At 60.0% G+C, this 20,250-nt stretch carries 18 protein-coding genes and 5 tRNA genes; 5 read left to right on the forward strand and 18 right to left on the reverse strand.

Going from position 1 to position 20,250, the window contains the following annotated elements; genetic code table 11:
• Window positions 1-1,074 precede the first annotated feature (1,074 nt).
• The 10 genes from UIA24_RS17665 to gltX all read right to left on the reverse strand — a co-directional run bounded on the left by UIA24_RS17665 (window position 1,075) and on the right by gltX (window position 6,892).
• A complete protein-coding gene (locus UIA24_RS17665; protein ID WP_099775446.1) occupies window positions 1,075-1,518 on the reverse strand; it encodes an Hsp20 family protein in 444 nt (147 codons plus the stop codon).
• Between the two features lie 110 nt (window positions 1,519-1,628).
• Window positions 1,629-2,588: a tRNA dihydrouridine synthase gene (locus tag UIA24_RS17670; RefSeq protein WP_102053699.1), complete on the reverse strand. Its 960-nt coding sequence runs from the start codon at window positions 2,586-2,588 to the stop codon at window positions 1,629-1,631.
• A gap of 49 nt (window positions 2,589-2,637) precedes the next feature.
• On the reverse strand, window positions 2,638-3,078 hold the full coding sequence (locus tag UIA24_RS17675; protein WP_065761957.1) for an acyl-CoA thioesterase: 441 nt from the start codon (window positions 3,076-3,078) through the stop codon (window positions 2,638-2,640).
• 44 nt (window positions 3,079-3,122) lie between these two features.
• The gene (locus UIA24_RS17680; RefSeq protein ID WP_330523452.1) at window positions 3,123-3,956 is read right to left on the reverse strand and encodes an alpha/beta hydrolase; all 834 of its coding nucleotides are present in this window, start codon (window positions 3,954-3,956) and stop codon (window positions 3,123-3,125) included.
• A 21-nt stretch (window positions 3,957-3,977) separates the two neighbouring features.
• Window positions 3,978-4,517: a TetR/AcrR family transcriptional regulator gene (locus tag UIA24_RS17685; RefSeq protein ID WP_330523453.1), complete on the reverse strand. Its 540-nt coding sequence runs from the start codon at window positions 4,515-4,517 to the stop codon at window positions 3,978-3,980.
• A gap of 165 nt (window positions 4,518-4,682) precedes the next feature.
• Window positions 4,683-4,758: transfer RNA gene (locus UIA24_RS17690), tRNA-Glu, on the reverse strand.
• A gap of 44 nt (window positions 4,759-4,802) precedes the next feature.
• Window positions 4,803-4,878 (reverse strand) — tRNA-Ala (locus tag UIA24_RS17695).
• 53 nt (window positions 4,879-4,931) lie between these two features.
• A tRNA-Glu gene (locus UIA24_RS17700) sits at window positions 4,932-5,007 on the reverse strand.
• Window positions 5,008-5,082: 75 nt separating this feature from the next.
• Window positions 5,083-5,158 (reverse strand) — tRNA-Ala (locus UIA24_RS17705).
• Between the two features lie 252 nt (window positions 5,159-5,410).
• Entirely contained in the window at window positions 5,411-6,892 is a 1,482-nt protein-coding gene (gene gltX / locus UIA24_RS17710) for a glutamate--tRNA ligase (protein WP_102053701.1), read from the reverse strand.
• A gap of 144 nt (window positions 6,893-7,036) precedes the next feature.
• Here gltX and UIA24_RS17715 point away from each other — a divergent pair, with 144 nt between their 5' ends.
• Both UIA24_RS17715 and UIA24_RS17720 read left to right on the forward strand, forming a co-directional pair.
• On the forward strand, window positions 7,037-8,092 hold the full coding sequence (locus UIA24_RS17715; RefSeq protein ID WP_065761488.1) for an HlyD family secretion protein: 1,056 nt from the start codon (window positions 7,037-7,039) through the stop codon (window positions 8,090-8,092).
• A complete protein-coding gene (locus UIA24_RS17720) occupies window positions 8,082-9,632 on the forward strand; it encodes an MDR family MFS transporter (protein ID WP_099775451.1) in 1,551 nt (516 codons plus the stop codon). Before UIA24_RS17715 ends, UIA24_RS17720 begins: the two co-directional genes overlap by 11 nt.
• A gap of 9 nt (window positions 9,633-9,641) precedes the next feature.
• Here UIA24_RS17720 and uvrB read toward each other — a convergent pair whose 3' ends face one another.
• Window positions 9,642-11,657, reverse strand: coding sequence for an excinuclease ABC subunit UvrB (gene uvrB, locus UIA24_RS17725; protein WP_099775452.1), 2,016 nt, complete (start codon window positions 11,655-11,657; stop codon window positions 9,642-9,644).
• A gap of 293 nt (window positions 11,658-11,950) precedes the next feature.
• On the opposite strand from uvrB, the gene UIA24_RS17730 reads away from it, so the two are divergent.
• Both UIA24_RS17730 and UIA24_RS17735 read left to right on the forward strand, forming a co-directional pair.
• Window positions 11,951-13,147, forward strand: coding sequence for an amino acid aminotransferase (locus tag UIA24_RS17730; protein ID WP_330523454.1), 1,197 nt, complete (start codon window positions 11,951-11,953; stop codon window positions 13,145-13,147).
• 72 nt (window positions 13,148-13,219) lie between these two features.
• Window positions 13,220-13,295, forward strand: a tRNA-Asn gene (locus UIA24_RS17735).
• A 100-nt stretch (window positions 13,296-13,395) separates the two neighbouring features.
• Here UIA24_RS17735 and UIA24_RS17740 read toward each other — a convergent pair.
• From UIA24_RS17740 to UIA24_RS17755, 4 genes are all read right to left on the reverse strand, one after another.
• On the reverse strand, window positions 13,396-13,956 hold the full coding sequence (locus tag UIA24_RS17740; RefSeq protein WP_330523455.1) for a DUF1285 domain-containing protein: 561 nt from the start codon (window positions 13,954-13,956) through the stop codon (window positions 13,396-13,398).
• A gap of 10 nt (window positions 13,957-13,966) precedes the next feature.
• Window positions 13,967-14,569, reverse strand: a complete 603-nt coding sequence (locus UIA24_RS17745; protein WP_065761483.1) for a DUF4823 domain-containing protein — start codon at window positions 14,567-14,569, stop codon at window positions 13,967-13,969.
• A gap of 80 nt (window positions 14,570-14,649) precedes the next feature.
• On the reverse strand, window positions 14,650-15,618 hold the full coding sequence (locus UIA24_RS17750; RefSeq protein WP_330523456.1) for a GTP 3',8-cyclase MoaA: 969 nt from the start codon (window positions 15,616-15,618) through the stop codon (window positions 14,650-14,652).
• 126 nt (window positions 15,619-15,744) lie between these two features.
• Window positions 15,745-16,383: a TetR/AcrR family transcriptional regulator gene (locus UIA24_RS17755; protein ID WP_330523457.1), complete on the reverse strand. Its 639-nt coding sequence runs from the start codon at window positions 16,381-16,383 to the stop codon at window positions 15,745-15,747.
• A gap of 72 nt (window positions 16,384-16,455) precedes the next feature.
• Between UIA24_RS17755 and UIA24_RS17760 the strand changes: the two genes are divergently transcribed.
• Window positions 16,456-17,589: an aminotransferase class V-fold PLP-dependent enzyme gene (locus UIA24_RS17760; protein ID WP_330523458.1), complete on the forward strand. Its 1,134-nt coding sequence runs from the start codon at window positions 16,456-16,458 to the stop codon at window positions 17,587-17,589.
• Window positions 17,590-17,809: 220 nt separating this feature from the next.
• Here UIA24_RS17760 and UIA24_RS17765 read toward each other — a convergent pair whose 3' ends face one another.
• Genes UIA24_RS17765 through tmk form a run of 3 tightly spaced genes read right to left on the reverse strand, consistent with a single transcriptional unit; the run spans window position 17,810 to window position 20,246 of the window.
• Window positions 17,810-18,598 (reverse strand): TatD family hydrolase, encoded by a 789-nt coding sequence (locus UIA24_RS17765; RefSeq protein ID WP_065761318.1) that lies wholly within the window; start codon window positions 18,596-18,598, stop codon window positions 17,810-17,812.
• Between the two features lie 36 nt (window positions 18,599-18,634).
• Entirely contained in the window at window positions 18,635-19,621 is a 987-nt protein-coding gene (locus UIA24_RS17770; RefSeq protein WP_065761317.1) for a DNA polymerase III subunit delta', read from the reverse strand.
• Window positions 19,614-20,246, reverse strand: coding sequence for a dTMP kinase (tmk, locus tag UIA24_RS17775; RefSeq protein ID WP_065761316.1), 633 nt, complete (start codon window positions 20,244-20,246; stop codon window positions 19,614-19,616). Before tmk ends, UIA24_RS17770 begins: the two co-directional genes overlap by 8 nt.
• Window positions 20,247-20,250: the final 4 nt, after the last annotated feature.

A 20,250-nucleotide genomic window follows, 5' to 3' on the forward strand; every position in this document is an offset into this window, starting at 1 on the left:
TCGCGGTGGCTGCATCGCGGGCAAGCCCGGCTCCTACAGCTTGCGTGGGCTCTGTTGGAGCTGGCTTGCCTGCGATGGCGTCGGTGGGGTGTCTGCGAGTGCGCGGCGCCTGCATCGCGGGCAAGACCCGCTCCTACAGCTTGTGCGGGCCCTGTTGGAGCTGGCTTGCCTGCGATGGCGTCGGTGGGGTGATCGCGAGTTCGCGGCGTCTGTATCGCGGGCAAGACCCGCTCCCACAGCTTGCGCGGGCTCTGTTGGAGCAGGCTTGCCTGCGATGGCGTCGGTGGGGTGATCGCGAGTTCGCGGCGTCTGTATCGCGGGCAAGACCCGCTCCTACAGGTTGCGCGGGGCCTGTTGGAGCAGGCTTGCCTGCGATGACGTCGGTGGGGTCTCAGCGAGTGCGCGGCGTTTGTATCGCGGACAAGCCCGGCTCCTACAGGCTGGCGCGGGCCCTGTTGGAGCTGGCTTGCCTGCGATGGCGTCGGTGGGGTCTCAGCGAGTGCGCGGCGCCTGCATCGCGGGCAAGCCCGGCTCCTACAGGTACGCGGGCCCTGTTGGAGCCGGGCTTGCCTGCGATGGCCTCGGCGCGGTGTCCATTAGTTCGCGGCGTATGTATCGCGGGCAAGCCCGGCTCCTACAGATTACGCGGGCTCTGTTGGAGCTGGCTTGCCTGCGATGGCGTCGGCGCGGTGCCCGTGCGTTCGCGGCGTCTGCATCGCGGGCAAGACCCGCTCCTACAGCTTTGCGCGGTCTTTGTTGGAGCAGGCTTGTCTGCGATGGTGTCGGTGGGGTGTCAGTGGGTTCGCGGTGGCTGCATCGCGGGCAAGCCCGGCTCCTACAGCTTGCGTGGGCTCTGTTGGAGCTGGCTTGCCTGCGATGACGTCGGTGGGGTGCCTGTAAGTACGCGGCGTCTGCATCGCGGGCAAGACCCGCTCCTACAGCTTGTGCGGGCTCAGTCGGTGGGGTGTCTGCGCCAGCATGTCTGGGGCTTAAAAAAACGAACCCCCGCTAAAAGCGGGGGTTCGTGTGCAGCGTGAGGGCACCCAGAGGCGCCCCTTTCATCGCCATGCGCACTCAGTTGAGTGCAGGCTGGTTCCCATTGATCGGGATACGCTTGGCCTTGGCCTCTTCCGGAACGATGCGCAGCAGGTCGATGCTGAGCAGGCCGTTGGCCAGGGCTGCGGCCTTGACCTCAATATGGTCGGCCAGCCGGAACGACAGTTTGAAAGCCCGCTGGGCAATGCCCTGATGCAGGTAGGTCACGCTTTCGGCGTTGCTGTCGCGCTTGCCGCCAACAACGGTCAAGACGCCTTTCTCCACTTGCAGGTCAAGGTCCTGCTCTTGGAAGCCAGCAGCGGCAACGACGATTCGATAGTGGTCATCGCCATGCTTTTCCACGTTGTAAGGTGGGTAGCTGCTACCCGCTTCATTACGTGCCGCCGATTCGAACAGGTCATTAAAACGGTCGAAACCAACGGAATGGCGGAACAGTGGAGCCAAAGAAAAAGCAGTCGTCATGGTACATCTCCTGATAATCAGCGAGGGATTCAACGCGACCCGAATTCGGCATCGCGTACTCCCTAGATGTGGACCCGACAAACGATTTCAAGCGCCCTCTGAAAAATTTTTCAGGCTGCCTCAGTGAACGGCATACCGATCAATTGCCCGACGCGATCACAGTCGGTTTCCCGGCGCAGTTCAGTGAACAGCGCGGTCGCTTCGGGGTAGGTACGGGTCAGCATCGCCACCCACTGTTTCAGGCGCCCAGGTGCCGCACGTGGCGTCAGCTCGGCCCTGGCCTGGCGCCAGAAGTCCTGGAGCAACGGCATCAGCGCCTGCCAGTCCAGCGGCACAAATTCGACCCCATCGCGCTCGGCGGCGATCTGCCGCGCCAGGTCTGGCCGGGATACCAGGCCACGACCCAGCATGATGTCCTCGACACCACTGATTTCACGGCAACGTCGCCAGTCTTCCAGGGTCCAGACCTCACCGTTGGCAAACACCGGCACCTTGACCACGTCCTGCACCCGCGCCACCCACTCCCAATGGGCAGGCGGCTTGTAGCCATCCACCTTGGTGCGCGCATGCACCACCAGGTGCGCCGAACCGCCTTCGGCCAGCGCCGTGGCGCAGTCAAGCGCACCGTCCGGGCTGTCAAAACCCAGGCGCATCTTCGAGGTCACCGGAATATGCGCCGGCACTGCCCGCCGCACCTCGCGAACAATGGCGTGCAGCAGTTCAGGCTCCTTGAGCAATACTGCGCCGCCACGCGACTTGTTCACCGTCTTGGCCGGGCAACCAAAGTTCAGGTCAATCACCGGCGCGCCAAGCTCACAGGCCAACGCGGCGTTCTCGGCCAGGCACACCGGGTCGGAACCCAGCAATTGCACGCGCAGCGGTACGCCGGCTGCGGTTTGCGCGCCCAAGGCCAACTCAGGCGCCATCTTGTGGAAATGCGCAGCGGGCAACAAACGGTCGCAGACCCGAATGAACTCAGTAACACACCAGTCGATGCCGCCAACCCGGGTCAGGACGTCGCGCAGAATGTTGTCGACCAGCCCCTCCATGGGGGCCAGGGCAATTTGCATAGGTTGTGTCTCGAGCGAAGAAGGCGCGCAGTCTAGCAAAAAGCCGGGTCTATCGGGCCCCGGCCATCAGCGCCTGACCATACCCCTCAAGAAACTCTGCGGGCATGCGCTTAGGCTTGCCTGTGGACAACTCGATGCAGACAAAGGTGGTCTGCGCCCGTAGCAAGGTGGCGCCATCGCTGGGACGCACCAACTGAAAACGACGTGTCATTTTCAGGCGCTGATCCCAATCGACGATCCAGGTCGCCAACTGCAACTCATCGTCCTGATACGCACTGGCCAGGTAATCGATTTCATGCCGAACCACAGCCATCGCCCGGTCAAGTCGCCGATACTCGACCAGATCCAGGCCCAGGCGCTGCGAATGGCGCCAGGCGCAACGCTCCAGCCAGGTCACATAGACCGCGTTATTGGCATGACCAAGGCCATCGATGTCTTCTGCGCCAACGCGCAGGTCGATGACGAATGGCGTTTCAAGATCCCAACTCATGCCCGCTCCAGGTGCTAGGTAGACCGACAGAGTGTAACGGATGCTCAGGCCGATTGGCGCGCCGCCAAGGTAATGCGCTCAAGCAATGCCAATACCGCCTCGATGAACTGAGGTGCCGACAGCACCCGTTGATGCCCACCCTCAGGCAACAGCAACAAGCGACTGTCAAACCAGGCGTCATGAATGACTTGTGCTTCACTGGGCGAAATCCGCTCGTCGTTCTGCGCATGCACGATCAACCCGGGCAGCTCGAGCTGATAACCGTTAACGTCAAGCCGTGACACCTGCACACCGACGTCCCGCTCAACCTGCCGAATGAACGCGGCTCGCGCCCGCGACGGCATGCCCAGATGCTGGGCAAAACCACGCAGCACCTCAAGCAGACGCGCCGGGGCTGCCACACTCACCGCGGCATCAGCGCGCAAGCCCCACTGCAACGCCAGCAGCACGCTGGCACCGCCCATCGAGTGCCCGATCACCGCACGCAACGGTGGCAGTTCGGCGGCAGCTTCCAACAAAGCGCGGGCGAACAGCACCACATGCGCCTGCTGCCCTGGGGAATGGCCATGGGCCGGCCCATCCAGCGCCACCACCGTATACCCGGCGGCCACCAGCGCCTGGATCAAATGCGCGAACTGAGTGGGCCTGCCTTCCCAGCCGTGCATCAACAGTACCGCTGGCCCCTGCCCCCAACGCAGCGCTGAAAGCCCGAACCGCAGGGTTATCCGCTCGGCACTGGCCAGCAGCGGCAACTCCCAGGCCTTGGGCGGAAGGTTGCGCGGGGTCATGAAGGCCTGGCGCATCGTGCTCGCCACACGCTCAGGCACTAGCCGGCCAAGGGTACCGTTCACACCACGAATCCAGCTCAAACGGCTCATCGCTTTGCTCCTGTTACACGATCAGATCACCGCCGACTTGGCGGCACGCAGGACACGGTCAGACAGCTCATCGGTACCAAGCGCACGCGCCAATGCCAGACCACCCACCATCAAGGCCAGATCAGCCAGGACCTTGTCGGCGTCCTCAGGACGATCGGCCAGTTGAACCATCATCAGCTCGATGTGCTCGGCCAGGACCTGACGGAAGCTGTCGGGCAAGCGCGTCATTTCGCTCAAGGAAGTGGGCAGCGGGCATGCATGCTCGGTCGCATCTCGGTGCTTACGTGACAGGTAGAATGCCGCCACCAGGGCCCGACGGCCTTCACCATCAAGTGCCGGATCGACCTGTGCCAGCAAGGATCGACGCTCGCCCAACAACTGGCGAAAGGCCTCGAGCATCAACGAATCCTTGCTTTCGAAATGAGCATAAAAACCACCGACGGTAAGCCCAGCCGCCCCCATCACCTGGTTGACGCTAGGCTCTACCGGACCGTGCTGAATCAACGCACTGCAAGCGGCGTCGAGAATCCGATCGCGGGTCTTGGCCTTCTTGTCGTTCATGGCACACCTCAAAATATTATGATCGAAATATTATCTACATAATGTTTTTTGGCAAGCAAAAAAGCCCGCCGCTCATCGCGCCAGGCTTAAAACTTTTTTCGGAACAAAAACAAAAGGCTCATTCAATAATCGAATGAGCCTTGAAATCCCGCAAAGCGGGTAAATTGGCGTCCCCTAGGGGACTCGAACCCCTGTTACCGCCGTGAAAGGGCGGTGTCCTAGGCCACTAGACGAAGGGGACATGTAACCTTCGTGCAGATCCGTTTTCACGAATCCTGGCAAAATTGGTGGAGCTAAGCGGGATCGAACCGCTGACCTCCTGCATGCCATGCAGGCGCTCTCCCAGCTGAGCTATAGCCCCAGATTTTTCGCCTCGCGGCGCAGCGACCTCGTACGAGATCGCTTGTGTAAAACTGGCGTCCCCTAGGGGACTCGAACCCCTGTTACCGCCGTGAAAGGGCGGTGTCCTAGGCCACTAGACGAAGGGGACGCAACCCTTCTACCAATCGATCAGACTTCATCCTGATCGTATTCGCAGTTATACAACAACTACGAATCTGGAAATTGGTGGAGCTAAGCGGGATCGAACCGCTGACCTCCTGCATGCCATGCAGGCGCTCTCCCAGCTGAGCTATAGCCCCACAAGTCGCTTTGAACTGAATCGCTGGGCTGGGTGCTTCGCGCTTCGTTTCGTTCATCGCTGTGGACGGGGCGCATATTAAGATCGGATCAAAGACCTGTCAAATAAATTTTCAACAAAATCCAAAGTTTTTTTCCGAGATAACAAACACTTACCGCCCTCACCGGGAAAACACCCGGTAATTCAGGGGTGTACGCCCCCCCGTGAGGCTGGGGTTGCCGGCGCCACAGGGGCGTTATGCAAGGCAGCACGCTTACGCGATGGACGCGAACAGCTTCTCCCACTCCTTGTTTTCTTTCTTCGACACACCACCCAGCAGGTCCAGCGCCTGGCGCAAGCGGTAGCGGGTCAGGTCCGGGCCAAGGATTTCCATGGCGTCGAGCACCGAGACCGAACTGGCCTGACCGGTAATCGCGGCAAACATCAGCGGCATGGCATCGCGCAGCTTAAGCGACAACGCCTCGACCACGGACTGAATGCAGCCGGTGATGCGATCCTTTTCCCACTGACGCAGGCTTTCCAGTTTCCACAGGATCAACTGCATCAGTTGACGAACCTGATCAGCGGACAGTTTCTTGTGCTCGAACAGCGTCGCATCGAGCTTCAGGCCACCTTCAAAGAAGAACCCGCCCAGTGGCGCGATCTGGCTGAAGGTTTCCACCCTGCCCTGCACGTGCGGTGCGATCTTCATCATGTAATCGCTGTTGAAGGCCCACTGCTGAACGCGAGCAGCAAACTCCTCGACCGGCAGATCGCGCAACCACTGACCGTTGAGCCAGGACAGCTTCTCGATATCGAAGATCGGCCCACCCAGGGAAACCCGCGACAGATCGAAATGCTCGACCATCTCGGCCAGGGAGAACTTCTCACGCTCGTCCGGCATCGACCAGCCCATGCGCCCCAGGTAGTTGAGCATGGCCTCGGGCATGAAGCCCATACGCTCGTAGAACGTCACCGAGGTCGGGTTCTTGCGCTTGGACAGCTTGCTCTTGTCCGGGTTACGCAGCAGCGGCATGTAGCACAGCACCGGCTGCTCCCAGCCGAAGTACTCGTAGAGCTTGATCAGCTTCGGTGCCGAGGGCAGCCATTCTTCACCGCGCAAGACGTGGGTGATGCCCATCAGGTGGTCATCGACGACGTTGGCCAGGAAGTAGGTCGGCAGGCCATCGGTCTTCATCAAGACCTGCATGTCCATACGGTCCCACGGGATTTCAACGTCGCCACGGAGCATGTCCGGCACCACGCAGACACCTTCGGTCGGTACCTTCATGCGGATAACGTGAGGCTCGCCCGCTGCCAGACGGCGCTGTACTTCCTCAGGCGAGAGCAGCAAGGCGCGACCGTCATAACGCGGCGTCTCGCCACGCGCGATCTGCTCGGCACGCATCTGGTCCAGTTCTTCGGCGGTGCAGAAGCATGGGAAGGCGTGCCCCATGTCGACCAGTTGCTGAGCGTACTGCTTGTAGATATCGCCACGCTCACTCTGCCGGTAAGGGCCGTGCGGGCCACCGACGTCCGGCCCTTCGCTCCACTCGATACCGAGCCAGCGCAGGGCGTCGAAGATCTGCTGCTCGGACTCACGGGTCGATCGCAGTTGGTCGGTATCTTCGATACGCAGGATGAACTCACCGCCGTGCTGCTTGGCAAAGCAGTAGTTGAACAGGGCGATGTAAGCGGTGCCGACATGGGGATCGCCAGTCGGCGATGGCGCGATTCGCGTGCGAACGGTGGTCATTGAGAGTCTCGAACAAGAGATGAAACAAAGGCTGGATGTTAACAGGGAGCGGGCACTCGGCTCCAGCAATGGGCGCGATCGTCACTTGTGCCAGCGGATCCAAACGCTGTTAAATCTGCTTACATTTTTAGAACGATCGTACCCATGCCTGCCCAACTCAAACGTCGCCTGCTGATTTTCTTCACGCTGGCTCTGCTCATCGCCCTCGCCTTCCTGGCGCACTGGTACCTCAAGGGACGCTTCTACGAAACCACCGACAACGCCTATGTTCAAGGTGAAATCACGCGTATTTCCAGCCAACTTGGCGCACGTATCGACGAGGTACTGGTCGAGGACAACCAACGGGTGGAGAAAGGCCAGGTACTGGTTCGCCTGGAACGTGACGACTTCGACCTGGCGGTGGAACACGCTCGCGCCAACCTCGCGACACGAGAGGCCGAGCGCTTGCAAGCCGAAAGCCGCCTGACCCAACAAGCCAGCCTGATCGCCGCAGGGCAAGCACAGGTTGCCGCCAACGAAGCCACGCTCGGGCGCACCCAATTGGACCTCAATCGGGCAGAAGCACTGCGTAAACCCGGTTTTGTCTCGGAGGAGCGCGTTACCACGCTGTCAGCGGAAAGCCATGTCGCACGTTCCCAGGTGAGCAAGGCCCAGGCTGACCTGCAGGGCCAGCGCCAACAGGTCAACGCCCTCAGTGCCGAGATCAAACGCCTCGACGCACAGATCGCCAGTGCCCGCGCCGAGCTGGCCCAGGCCGAACTGAACCTGACGCGCAGCGAAATCCATGCGCCGATCAGCGGCTTTATCGGGCAACGTGCCGCGCGCAATGGCCAATATGTGCAGGCCGGCGCCTACCTGCTGTCGATCGTTCCAGACCAGGACATCTGGGTTCAGGCCAACTTCAAGGAAACCCAGATCGGCAAGATGCAACCCGGCCAGCGCGCCGAACTGCGCTTCGACAGCTACCCGGATACGCCGATCGAAGCCCGGATCGACAGTCTGTTCGCAGCCTCTGGCGCCCAGTTCAGCCTGCTGCCACCGGACAACGCCACTGGCAACTTCACCAAGGTGGTTCAGCGCATTCCGGTGAAACTGACCTTCGCCCCAGACAACGCACTGCACGGCAAGATTCGGCCTGGCATGTCTGTCACTGCCACAGTCGACCTGCGCAGCACCGGCAACCCTGACAATGGCCGGTGACGCCTTGATCCGCCCCATCGGCGAACCGAGCCGACGGGACTGGATTGCCGTCATGAGCGCGATGCTTGGCGCGTTCATGGCGGTGCTGGACATCCAGATCACCAACGCCTCGCTCCAGGATATCCAGGGGGCGCTGTCAGCGACCCTGGAAGAAGGTTCCTGGATTTCCACCTCGTATCTGGTCGCGGAAATCATCATGATTCCGCTCACCGCGTGGCTGGTACAACTGCTTTCGGCTCGACGCCTGGCGACCTGGGTATCGCTGGGCTTTCTGGGGTCATCCTTGCTGTGTTCGATGGCCTGGAACCTGGAAAGCATGATCATCTTTCGTGCAATGCAGGGCTTCACCGGCGGCGCACTTATCCCGCTGGCCTTCAGCCTCACCCTGATCAAGCTACCGGAACACCACCGCGCCAAGGGCATGGCCATGTTTGCCATGACCGCCACCTTCGCGCCCTCCATCGGCCCGACACTGGGCGGCTGGCTGACCGAAAACTGGGGCTGGGAATACATCTTCTATATCAACATCCCGCCCGGGCTGCTGATGATTGCCGGCATGCTCTATGGCCTGGAGAAAAAGGCGTCGCACTGGGAGCTGCTAAAAAGCACCGACTACGCAGGCATCGTCAGCCTGGGTATAGGCCTGGGCTGCCTGCAGGTCTTCCTGGAGGAAGGTCACCGCAAAGACTGGCTCGAATCGAGCCTGATCGTCAGCCTGCTCAGCATCGCCACCTTCAGCCTGATTACCTTTGTCATTCTGCAGTTTTCCAAACCCAACCCGCTGATCAACCTGCGCATCCTTGGCAACCGTAATTTTGGCCTGTGCAGTATTGCCAGCCTCGGCATGGGCTTTGGCTTGTATGGCTCGGTCTACCTGCTGCCGCTGTACCTGGCGCAAATTCAGCACTACAACGCCCTGCAGATCGGTGAAGTCATCATGTGGATGGGCATCCCCCAGCTGTTTCTGATTCCGCTGGTTCCACAATTGATGAAGGTGATTTCGCCAAAAATCCTCTGCACGCTGGGCTTTGCCCTGTTCGGCATCGCCAGCTTCAGCTCCGGGGTACTGAACCCGGACTTTGCCGGCAGTCAGTTCAACCAGATCCAGATCATCCGCGCCCTCGGCCAACCGATGATCATGGTGACCATTTCGCTGATTGCTACCGCTTACATCCTGCCCCAGGACGCGGGCTCGGCATCGAGCCTGTTCAATATCCTGCGCAACCTCGGGGGTGCCATCGGCATTGCCCTGCTGGCAACCTTGCTGGACGCCCGCACCAAGGTCTACTTCGACTATTTGCGCGAATCACTGGTGCCCAGCAATCCGCAGGTTGCCGAACGCCTGGGGTTGCTTGCGGAGAAGCTCGGCAGTGAAACCGCAGCATTGGGCAAGCTCAGCGAGATCACCCATCAGCAGGCGCAAATCATGGCCTACAACGATGCGTTCCACTGGGTTGGGCTCGGGTTGGCAATCAGCATGCTGGCGGTCCTGCTGACACGTAAACTGCCAGCAGGACTCAAGGCCGGGGAAGCACACTGACGTGTGCGGTCAGACCGTCAACAAGCGCTCACGCAAGGCCGCGATCTCGTCCCGCAATTGGGCCGCTGCCTCGAATTCCAGGTCTCGGGCCAACTGGTACATTTTCTCTTCCAGCTGCTTGATGCGCTTGGTGATCTCGGCCGGTGAACGCAGTTCGGCTTCGTAACGCGCACTGTCCTCTGCCGCCTTGGCCATGCCTTTGCGTTTCTTGCTGCGCGAACCGGGGACAGTGGCCCCTTCCATGATATCGGTGATGTCCTTGACCACGCCCTTGGGCACGATGCCATTGGCCAGGTTAAAGGCCACCTGCTTCTCCCGACGGCGCTCGGTTTCATCGATGGCGCGCTGCATCGAACCGGTCATACGGTCGGCATAGAGAATCGCCCGGCCATTGAGGTTCCGCGCAGCCCGGCCAATGGTCTGAATCAGCGAGCGTTCCGAACGCAGAAAACCTTCTTTGTCGGCATCGAGAATGGCCACCAGCGACACTTCCGGCATATCCAGGCCTTCGCGCAACAGGTTGATGCCTACCAGGACATCGAAGGTTCCAAGGCGCAGGTCGCGGATAATCTCGACCCGCTCGACCGTGTCGATGTCCGAGTGCAGGTAACGCACCCGAACATCATGATCAGCAAGGTAGTCGGTCAGGTCTTCAGCCATGCGCTTGGTCAGGGTGGTCACCAGCACTCGCTCCTCGACCGCGACACGCTTGCGGATCTCCGAAAGCAGATCGTCCACCTGCGTGGTTGCCGGACGTATCTCGACCTGCGGATCGACCAGCCCTGTCGGCCGCACCACTTGCTCAACCACCCGCCCCGCATGCTCGGCCTCGTAAGGCCCCGGGGTTGCCGAGACAAAAATGGTCTGGGGACTGACGCTCTCCCATTCATCGAAACGCATCGGTCGGTTATCCAGCGCCGACGGCAAGCGAAAACCGTACTCGACCAGGGTTTCCTTGCGCGAACGGTCGCCTTTGTACATGGCGCCAACCTGAGGAACACTGACGTGGGATTCGTCGATGACCAGCAAGGCGTCATCGGGCAGGTAGTCGTACAAGGTCGGCGGCGGCGCACCGGCAGGACGTCCCGAGAGGTAGCGCGAGTAGTTTTCGATACCGTTGCAGTAGCCCAGCTCGAGGATCATCTCCAGGTCGAAACGGGTACGCTGCTCAAGACGCTGCGCCTCGACCAGCTTGTTCGCCTTGTGCAGGTACTCCAGACGCTCCTTGAGCTCCTCCTTGATGCCCTCCACCGCCTCCAGCAGGGTTTCACGCGGAGTGACGTAGTGACTCTTGGGGTAAAAGGTGAAGCGCGGCAGCTTGCGAATCACTTCGCCAGTCAAGGGATCAAACGCGGCAATGTTCTCCACTTCGTCATCGAACAACTCGATGCGAATGGCCTCCAGGTCCGATTCGGCCGGAAACACATCGATCACATCGCCGCGCACGCGAAAGGTGGCACGGGCAAAATCCATTTCATTGCGGGTGTACTGCAGGTCGGCCAGACGACGCAGCAAGGCACGCTGGTCGAGCTTGTCGCCACGGTCCACGTGCAGCACCATTTTCAGGTAGGTCTCCGGGCTGCCCAGACCGTAGATGCAGGACACGGTGGTCACGATGATCGCGTCGCGTCGCTCCAGCAACGCCTTGGTCGCCGACAGGCGCATCTGCTCGATATGGTCGTTGATCGACGCATCTTTCTCGATGAAGGTGTCAGACGACGGTACATAGGCCTCAGGCTGGTAGTAGTCGTAGTACGAAACGAAGTACTCCACGGCGTTGTTCGGGAAAAACGCCTTGAATTCGCCGTACAACTGCGCCGCAAGGGTCTTGTTCGGCGCCAGTACCAATGTTGGCCGCTGAACCTGAGCGATGACGTTGGCAATGCTGAACGTCTTGCCAGAGCCGGTCACACCGAGCAGGGTCTGATGTGCAAGCCCGGCCTCGATACCTTCGACCATCAGGCGGATGGCTTCTGGCTGATCACCAGCTGGCTGGAAACGGGTGACGAGTTGAAACTCGGACATGACAAACCCCTGAAATGTACGGATACAGGCAACTGTATTTATAGACAGTATTTATACCGAATGAAGGGCACCTGACGCCAGTTTCAACCTGACATGCGGTGCTTTTCCTGCATTCAACCCGGTAAATCGACTAACGGTAAAAAAATAATCGGCCAAACAGCAGGAAAAGCTGCGTCAGGCTGTCGCCGTGACCGATGGGTATCACTATACTGACTCCCCGTTTATGCACCGCTCTAGTGCATCCGACTGGAGCGTGCGACCTCTTTCACCCTCCATTCAGAGCCAAGGTAATAATGAGCCTGTTTTCCGCTGTCGAGCTGGCACCACGCGATCCCATTCTGGGCCTCAACGAAGCATTCAACGCCGATACCCGCACCAACAAGGTCAACTTGGGTGTAGGGGTCTACTGCAACGAAGAGGGGCGCATTCCACTGCTGCGCGCGGTCATCGAAGCCGAAACCCAACGCGCAGCCCTGCACGCCTCCCGCGGCTACCTGCCAATCGACGGCATTGTTGCCTACGATCAGGCGGTACAGAAGCTGCTGTTCGGTGCCGAGTCGCCACTGCTGGCCGCTGGCCGCGTGATCACCACCCAGGCCGTCGGTGGTACCGGCGCACTGAAGATTGGTGCCGACTTCCTCAAGCAACTGTCGCCAAACGCTGTCGTCGCCATCAGTGACCCAAGCTGGGAAAACCACCGCGCGCTGTTTGAAGCCGCTGGTTTCCCGGTACAGAACTACCGTTACTACGATGCCGCCACCAATGACGTAAACCGCGCCGGCATGCTGGAAGACCTGAACGCCCTGCCGTCGGGTTCCATCATCGTCCTGCACGCCTGCTGCCACAACCCGACTGGCGTCGACCTGAGCCCAGAAGACTGGAAAAACGTCCTGGAGGCCATCAAGGCCAAAGGTCACGTGCCATTCCTCGACATGGCCTACCAGGGCTTTGGCGACGGCATCACCGAAGACGCCGCTGCTGTGCGCCTGTTCGCTGAGTCGGGCCTGAGCTTCTTCGTTTCCAGCTCGTTCTCCAAGTCGTTCTCGCTGTACGGTGAGCGCGTTGGCGCACTGTCCATCGTGACCGAGTCGAAGGAAGAAAGCGCACGGGTACTGTCGCAGGTCAAACGCGTTATTCGCACCAACTACTCCAACCCACCGACTCACGGTGCGAGCATCGTCGCCGCCGTGCTCAACAGCCCGGAACTGCGTGCCATGTGGGAAGCCGAGCTGGGTGAAATGCGCCAGCGCATCCACGGCATGCGCAAGCAGATGGTCGAACTGCTGGCCGAATACGGCGCCAAGCGCGACTTCAGCTTCGTCGGTCGCCAGCGCGGGATGTTCTCCTACTCCGGCCTGACAGTTGAACAGGTTGCCCGCCTGAAGAGCGAATTCGGTATCTATGCCCTGGATACCGGCCGCATTTGCGTCGCCACGCTGAACCAGAGCAACATTCACGTGGTGACCAAGGCAATCGTCGAGGTGCTGTAAGCTGTTTTTTGCCAAGGGGAAGTTAGCAAAAGCTTGACTTCCCCTTAGCAATCAGTAAGATACGCAACAGATTCCGCGATAGCTCAGTCGGTAGAGCAAATGACTGTTAATCATTGGGTCCCTGGTTCGAGTCCAGGTCGCGGAGCCAAACATATGAAAAACCTCCAGTTGCGCAAGCACTGGAGGTTTTTTCGTTTCAGCACACTGACAATCCATACTGACAATCAATGTGCTGAACGACCGCGCTATCAGGCTCGACCGATCGGGAAGAAACGCCCCCCACTCCACACACCCAGCCAGTCTTCCTCATCAATCCGCCGATGCACCGCCAGCTCCACCAACTGGTAGAACACATTGCGGTGGATAAGCGCTTCAAGGTTGCTGCGCATGTGTACGTAGGGCGAAGGCTCCTGCGTTAGCGGGTCAATTTCAAAACGCAATGGGTGCTCAGCACCGGCATCAACCTGTTCGTCAACGTTGCTGGTAAAGCGCAGCAGTTGCTGCTCGCCACTCCCCTGCACCTCCAGGCTGATAGCAACGAAAGGCGCATCGTCAACCTTGATACCTACCTTCTCTACCGGCGTAATCAGGAAGTAGTCATCGCCATCTCGACGGATGATGGTCGAGAACAACCGAACCATCGGCTTGCGACCGATCGGGGTACCCATGTAGTACCAGGTGCCATCACGGGCGATACGCATGTCGATATCGCCACAGAAGTCCGGATTCCACAGATGCACCGGTGGCAGCCCCTTTTCTGTTTTGGGGATCTGCGCCAATAAATCGTTAGCCTTGCCGGTACCGTCCATCATCCCTTCCTCAAAGACTCATGCCCAACAGGCTGCGAGCGTAGTCTTCCAGCGGCTGGGCAAGCAAATCTTCCGGTTTATTGTCGTGGAACGTCAGCAAACCGCCACGACTCTTGATCCGAGCCGTATCGATCAAGTAGCGGGTATTGGTTTCGATCAACATCAACTGAATCACACCGGTGTCGATCCCCAGACGATCGACCGCCTGCTGGTCATACCATTCGTCGCCATTGCCAATACGGTCATCGGCCTTGGCAAAGCGTGCATACAACAGGTAATGCGCCCCCACTGACCGCGCCTCATTCAACGCGTCTTCGAGCCCCAATGGCCCCTGAGCACGACGCACCATCGGGAAGTACTCAATGAACCCCTTGAACGCCTCTTCAGCCACAACGTTAGGGCGCGGGTAAGCGCCGCCAGGCGGTACGAACGCCCCCTGACCGATATAGATAAACGAGTCGGGTTGCAGCCGCAATGACATCGAGCGCCGAGTCTCACTGTGATCGAGCAAGCCGGCATCGCTCAAATGGTAACGGGCACCCTCGCCCATATCGCTGACATTCATGCAGCCGCTCAGCGCCGTCAGCGCCAGCAGCACAACCAGGCTACGCATCTTTCCTCCAATGGCCGGCGACGGAAAACCGGCGAATAGTCGGCAGATGCAGATTTTGCGCCAGCTCCAGAAGGACCAGGTTAACCGCCGATGATTTTCATCACCGTTGCACCACCGGAGAAGGCCACCGGCTGCTTGTCAGCCAATGCCTTGACCAGCAAGCCCTGCAACGCGGGAAGTGCCTGGTGGCGCGGCTTGTCCAGAAGATCACCGACATAGTGACGATTGCTGGAAGAGAGGCAGCCATGCAACCAGCCTGTAGACGACAACCGCAAACGCGAGCAGGTACGACAAAACGGCACGCTTTCATTGGCAATCACACCAAAGAAGCCCTGATCGGGAATGCAGTAGCGCAAGGCGGTCGCATCGACCGGCGCATCGGCCTGCAAGTACTCGTAGCGCTCACCAATTACCTGCAGCAACTGCTGCAGGCCAACAAACTGCTGCAAGAAAGCATTGCTGTCGCGCGCCAAATGCCCCATGCGCATCAACTCGATGAAGCGAAGCTCATAGCCGTGCTCCAGGCAGTAATCCAGCAGCGGTAGCACCTGATCAAGGTTCTGCCCGTTCAGCGGCACCATATTGACCTTGATCTTCATTCCAGCGGCACTGGCTTGACGCATGCCGTCGAGCACAGTGGCCAGGTCACCGCCACGCGCAATGCTGCGAAAGGCTTCGGCATTCAGGGTATCGAGGGAGACGTTAAGCCGAGCAATTCCGGCCTCTATCAGCAACGGCAGCTTGCGCGCCAGCAATTGGCCGTTGGTGGTCAGGCTGATTTCATCCAGGCCGAAACCGGCAACGGCCTTGAGAAAGGCTTCAAGTTTCGGGCTGACCAGCGGTTCCCCGCCCGTGATGCGCAGGCGCTCGATACCGGCCGCCTCGATCAGGTAGGCAACACCACGCGCCATTGCCTCAGCCGACAGCTCATCCTGAGCCGCGACCAGCCGCTTGCCGTCCGGCACACAATAGGTGCAAGCGTAGTTGCAGGCGGCAGTAAGGCTGACACGCAAATTGCGAAAGCGTCTGCCTTGATGATCGACGATCATGATGACTCCGGCACGAATGAAGTTGGCCTGCAAAACCTGACTCAAAAATCAGGTATTTGCAAGCCTCATCCTCGAGTATATTCCCGAGTGACTCACGCCAGTAGTACTACAGCACTGTCGAGCAGCTCAGTTGCCCGAGACTTCCGGGTCACGCTTGCGCTTGTTGCCCATGCGCACACCGATATCCATCAGGAACTGGAAAAAACCTTCCTGATCTTCCAGCACATTGCTCCAGAACGGCGAGTGATAGAGCGCTACGGCACCATGCACCAACGCCCAGGCGGCACAGTAATGGAAGTATGGTGGGACATCCTCAAGCTTGCCTTCACTGATGCGCCCTTTGATCAACAGGGTCAGACGGTCGAAGTTGGATGCGCGGATCTTGTGTAGCTCCTCGACCATCTCCGGCACCTGATTGCCCTTGACCACCTTTTCTTCCAGGCGGTCGAACAACCGGTAGCGCTGCGGATCACGCATCCGGAATTCGAAATAGGCACGCGACAGGGCTTCCTTATCGCGGTCGACGTCGGCAGAGTGCAGCAATTGGTTCAAATCGCGCTCATAGTCGAGCATCAGGCGCAGGTAGATCTCCGCCTTGGACTTGAAGTGCTTGTAGATCGTGCCTTTGCCGATACCGACAGCATCAGCGATCATCTCGACGGTGACACTGTCTTCACCCTGTTCGAGAAACAGCTTGAGCGCGGTGTCGAGAATCTCTTGCTCACGGCGACGAAACTCACGGACCTTACGAGGTTCTTTCTGCATAAGAAGGACTGGATCAAAATCGAAGCCAGGTATTATGCCTAACTTGCGCCAAAATGCACGGATCATCCAACCATGTCTATGTTTCATGATGAGTTCCCACACGCTGACGGCCTCCGCTATCTGAACCATGCCGCCGTCGCCCCTTGGCCAAAACGCGCGAGCGAGGCGGTCTCACGCTTCGCCAACGAGAACGTTTTGATCGGCGCTCGCGACTATCCAGACTGGATGGCCATGGAGCAGAGACTTCGCGAACGGCTCAAGCGTCTGACGAACGCACCGTCGACGGATGATATCGCGCTGGTCAAAAACACCTCGGAAGCACTGTCGTTCGTCGCCTTCGGCCTCGACTGGCAGGCTGGCGATCAAATCGTCATCAGCGATGAGGAGTTCCCTTCCAATCGGGTGGTCTGGGAGGCGCTGGCCAACCAAGGCGTGAAGGTCCGACAAGTCAGCCTCAAGGGCCACGACCCGGAAGGCGACCTGCTGGAGGCCTGTGATGCGCGCACGCGGCTACTGGCAATCAGTGCCGTGCAGTTCGCCAGCGGGCTTCGCCTGGACCTCACGCGCCTGGGGCGCGGTTGCCGCGAGCGCAACGTGCTGTTCTGCATCGATGCCATCCAGCAACTGGGCGCCCTGCCCTTTGATGTCCAGGCCTATGACTGCGACTTTGCCATGGCTGACGGCCACAAGTGGATGCTCGGCCCGGAGGGGCTCGGGGTGTTCTACTGCCGCGCCGAAATTCGGCCACAGCTGGAACTCAGCGAGTATGGCTGGCATATGCTTGAATACATGGGTGATTACAACCGTACCACTTGGGAACCGGCGCGCAGCGCACGGCGCTTTGAATGTGGCAGCCCGAACATGCTCGGTGCTGTGGCCCTGGAGGCCAGCCTGTCGCTGCTGGAAGAAGTGGGCATGGAGCGCGTGGCCAGCGCCATCGAAGAACGCGTGCAATGGTTGAGCAATGGGCTTGCCGCCATCCCCGGCGTGCGCCTGCACAGCCCACTGGAGCCATCCCGCCGCGCCGGGATTGTTTCGTTCAGCATCGATGGCCAGGAACATGCGCAGGTGTACCAGTCACTCAAAGCCGAACAGGTCGTCTGCATACCGCGAGGACCGGGTATACGCTTTTCCCCACATTTTTACACAGATAAGCGCGTGATCGACGAAACACTGGCCTTGGTACGCCGGCTTGCAGAGCAATGAGTGCTCAACAACCCCACGCGTATTCCAAATTTGTTTAAAAATCGACCAACCTGCAGTGGAATAGCGCCAATCCTGACCAATACTTGAACTGTTAGCGCGGCATACCCCCCCCCAAGTGTCGCGCTGATAAAGGTGCGAAAGGACTGAGTACCTTTGTTTTACTCCTAATGGTCTTAACCCGGATTCACCCCCCAGAACCCGGGTTTTTTTTGCCTGCGATTCAGTGCTTGGCGACACGCGCCAATGGAAACAGGCGCTTGAAGTTAGCCGTAGTCTGCTCGGCAAGCCGCTCGTAGGTTTCCCCACGCAGCATGGCAACGAACTCCGCCACTTCCCGCACATACTGCGGCAGGTTTGGCTTGCCGCGGTATGGAATCGGCGCAAGGTACGGCGAGTCGGTTTCCACCAGCAGGCGATCGACCGGCACCTGGCGTGCGACATCGCGCAAGGCATCCGCATTACGGAAGGTGACGATGCCAGAAAGGGAAATGTAGAAACCCAGATCCAACGCAGCCTTGGCCATGTCCCAGTCCTCGGTAAAGCAATGCAGCACGCCAGCCTGCGGCAATGCAGCTTCACGCAGCAGTGCCAGGGTATCGGCGCGCGCCGCACGGGTATGCACGATCACCGGCTTGCCGGTGATACGCGCGGCATCCAGGTGCAGGCGAAAAGAGTCCTGCTGCAGCTCGGCAGCTTCAGGCTCATAGTGATAATCCAGGCCGGTCTCACCGATCGCCACGACATGGGGGTGATTCAGCTCCTGCAGCAACCAGTCCAGGGCCGGCTCGGCACCGGGCGCCAGGTCTAGCGGGTGAACCCCTACCGAGCAGTCGACATCACCGTAGCGCTCAGTAACCGCCTTCACCGCTGCGGCATTCTCCGCACTGACGCCAATGCACAGAAAGTGCCCAACCCCCCTCGCCCTGGCAGCATCCAGGGCAGCATCCAGAGAGCCCTGGCAGGCGGTAAGGTCGAGACGGTCGAGGTGGCAATGGGAATCTACAAGCATGAGGTCTTTACACAGAAGTAATTGAAAAATCGGCGCTCAGCGCTGAGCCGTAAGCATCGCCCATGAGGCCAGCAAGGACTCGAGCAGCAACACGCGGTTAAGGTTGGCTTTGGCCAGCACCTTCTGGCGCTGGGCAAGAATCCAGTCCTGAATTTCCAGCACCTTGCTCTGGCTGCTTTTTTGCGCAAGGTACTGCACCACCTTGCGCATGTCGGCGAGGCCAAGCCCCTCCTCATCCTGAGTCAACTGGTAGCGCAGGACCAGGTTGGACCAGTCGCAAAACCAGTCGAACAGCAACAACAGCGGCACCGCGCTCCAGGCCTCGGCAAGCTGGCTGGGCGACGACTGTTGCTTGAGCAACTTCTTCACCCCGTCGACCACCAGCGCACGCTGCTCGCGCACGCCCTGTGCCTGCAAGCTGACAGCCGCCAGCGGCGAGCCCGCAGCCAAGGTCAACAACTCCAGGCGCTCTTGCTCGTCACTGTCGGGCAACGCCTTGCCGAGCCAGGCCAGGCTCTGCTCGAAACCCGGCAATGGGCAAGCTTGCTGCAGGCAGCGGCTCTTGATGGTCGGCAGCAGCCGGCTGGGCTGGTGGCTCACCAACAACAACACGGTATCGCCGGACGGCTCCTCAAGGCTCTTGAGCAGGGCGTTGGCCGCATTGATGTTCATCGCTTCTACCGGCTCGATCAGCACCACCTTGCGACCACCCAACTGGGCAGTCTGGACGATGAACGACACCAGGTCACGCACCTGATCGACCTTGATCGGCTTGTCGGTATCTTCCGGCTCCAGGACATAGTTGTCCGGATGGCTGCCAGCCGCCAGCAACAGGCATGACTTGCACTCACCGCAGGCCTGCAGCCCCTTGGGACGCTGGCACAACAGCAAGGCCATCAGGCGCTCGGCCAACGCCCGCTTGCCGATGCCCTGAGGACCGTGCAGCAGGTAGGCATGAGCATGCTGCGTACGCCCTGCCAACTGTTGCCACAGCGCGTCCTGCCAAGGGTAGGCCTCAGCCACGGCAACGCTCCAGGATTTCAGGCAGCAAGGCATCAATGGCACGCTGCACCTGCTCCAGCGGCAAGGCGGCATCGATCAGGCGATAACGCGCAGGCGTGGCCTCGGCACGCGCCAGATAAGCCTGACGCACAGCCTCGAAAAACGCCTGCCCCTCCTGCTCGAAGCGGTCGAGACGGCCACGCGCGGCAGCGCGCGCCAGGCCAACCTCCACCGGCAGATCGAACACCAGGGTCAGGTCAGGGCGCAACTCACCCTGAACGAACTGCTCAAGCGTGGCAATGCGCTCTAGCGACAAGCCGCGACCGCCACCCTGATAAGCGTAGGTCGCATCCGTGAAGCGATCACAAAGCACGACGGTGCCCCGTGCCAATGCCGGGCGGATCACTTCGGCCAGGTGCTGGGCACGCGCAGCGAAGACCAACAACAGCTCGGTATCGGGGTGCATCAGCTCTTCACTGGGCGCCAGCAACAGCTCGCGAATACGCTCCGCCAGCGGCGTGCCACCCGGCTCCCGGGTCAGCAGCACGTCCACGCCCTGGCTGCGCAGGTGCTCGGCCAGGTACTCGCGGTTGGTGCTCTTGCCCGCACCTTCAGGGCCTTCCAGGGTAATAAACAAGCCGCTCACAGGC

The sequence above is a fragment of the Pseudomonas sp. AL 58 genome (genome assembly GCF_036348395.1).
Taxonomy (GTDB): domain Bacteria; phylum Pseudomonadota; class Gammaproteobacteria; order Pseudomonadales; family Pseudomonadaceae; genus Aquipseudomonas; species Aquipseudomonas defluvii.

What these genes read in the sequence shown, in the direction of transcription:
- UIA24_RS17665 (WP_099775446.1), bottom strand. Translation starts at nt 1,518, where the DNA reads ATGACGACTGCTTTTTCTTTGGCTCCACTGTTCCGCCATTCCGTTGGT.
- UIA24_RS17670 (WP_102053699.1), bottom strand. Translation starts at nt 2,588, where the DNA reads ATGCAAATTGCCCTGGCCCCCATGGAGGGGCTGGTCGACAACATTCTG.
- UIA24_RS17675 (WP_065761957.1), bottom strand. Translation starts at nt 3,078, where the DNA reads ATGAGTTGGGATCTTGAAACGCCATTCGTCATCGACCTGCGCGTTGGC.
- UIA24_RS17680 (WP_330523452.1), bottom strand. Translation starts at nt 3,956, where the DNA reads ATGAGCCGTTTGAGCTGGATTCGTGGTGTGAACGGTACCCTTGGCCGG.
- UIA24_RS17685 (WP_330523453.1), bottom strand. Translation starts at nt 4,517, where the DNA reads ATGAACGACAAGAAGGCCAAGACCCGCGATCGGATTCTCGACGCCGCT.
- gltX (WP_102053701.1), bottom strand. Translation starts at nt 6,892, where the DNA reads ATGACCACCGTTCGCACGCGAATCGCGCCATCGCCGACTGGCGATCCC.
- UIA24_RS17715 (WP_065761488.1), top strand. Translation starts at nt 7,037, where the DNA reads ATGCCTGCCCAACTCAAACGTCGCCTGCTGATTTTCTTCACGCTGGCT.
- UIA24_RS17720 (WP_099775451.1), top strand. Translation starts at nt 8,082, where the DNA reads ATGGCCGGTGACGCCTTGATCCGCCCCATCGGCGAACCGAGCCGACGG.
- uvrB (WP_099775452.1), bottom strand. Translation starts at nt 11,657, where the DNA reads ATGTCCGAGTTTCAACTCGTCACCCGTTTCCAGCCAGCTGGTGATCAG.
- UIA24_RS17730 (WP_330523454.1), top strand. Translation starts at nt 11,951, where the DNA reads ATGAGCCTGTTTTCCGCTGTCGAGCTGGCACCACGCGATCCCATTCTG.
- UIA24_RS17740 (WP_330523455.1), bottom strand. Translation starts at nt 13,956, where the DNA reads ATGGACGGTACCGGCAAGGCTAACGATTTATTGGCGCAGATCCCCAAA.
- UIA24_RS17745 (WP_065761483.1), bottom strand. Translation starts at nt 14,569, where the DNA reads ATGCGTAGCCTGGTTGTGCTGCTGGCGCTGACGGCGCTGAGCGGCTGC.
- UIA24_RS17750 (WP_330523456.1), bottom strand. Translation starts at nt 15,618, where the DNA reads ATGATCGTCGATCATCAAGGCAGACGCTTTCGCAATTTGCGTGTCAGC.
- UIA24_RS17755 (WP_330523457.1), bottom strand. Translation starts at nt 16,383, where the DNA reads ATGCAGAAAGAACCTCGTAAGGTCCGTGAGTTTCGTCGCCGTGAGCAA.
- UIA24_RS17760 (WP_330523458.1), top strand. Translation starts at nt 16,456, where the DNA reads ATGTCTATGTTTCATGATGAGTTCCCACACGCTGACGGCCTCCGCTAT.
- UIA24_RS17765 (WP_065761318.1), bottom strand. Translation starts at nt 18,598, where the DNA reads ATGCTTGTAGATTCCCATTGCCACCTCGACCGTCTCGACCTTACCGCC.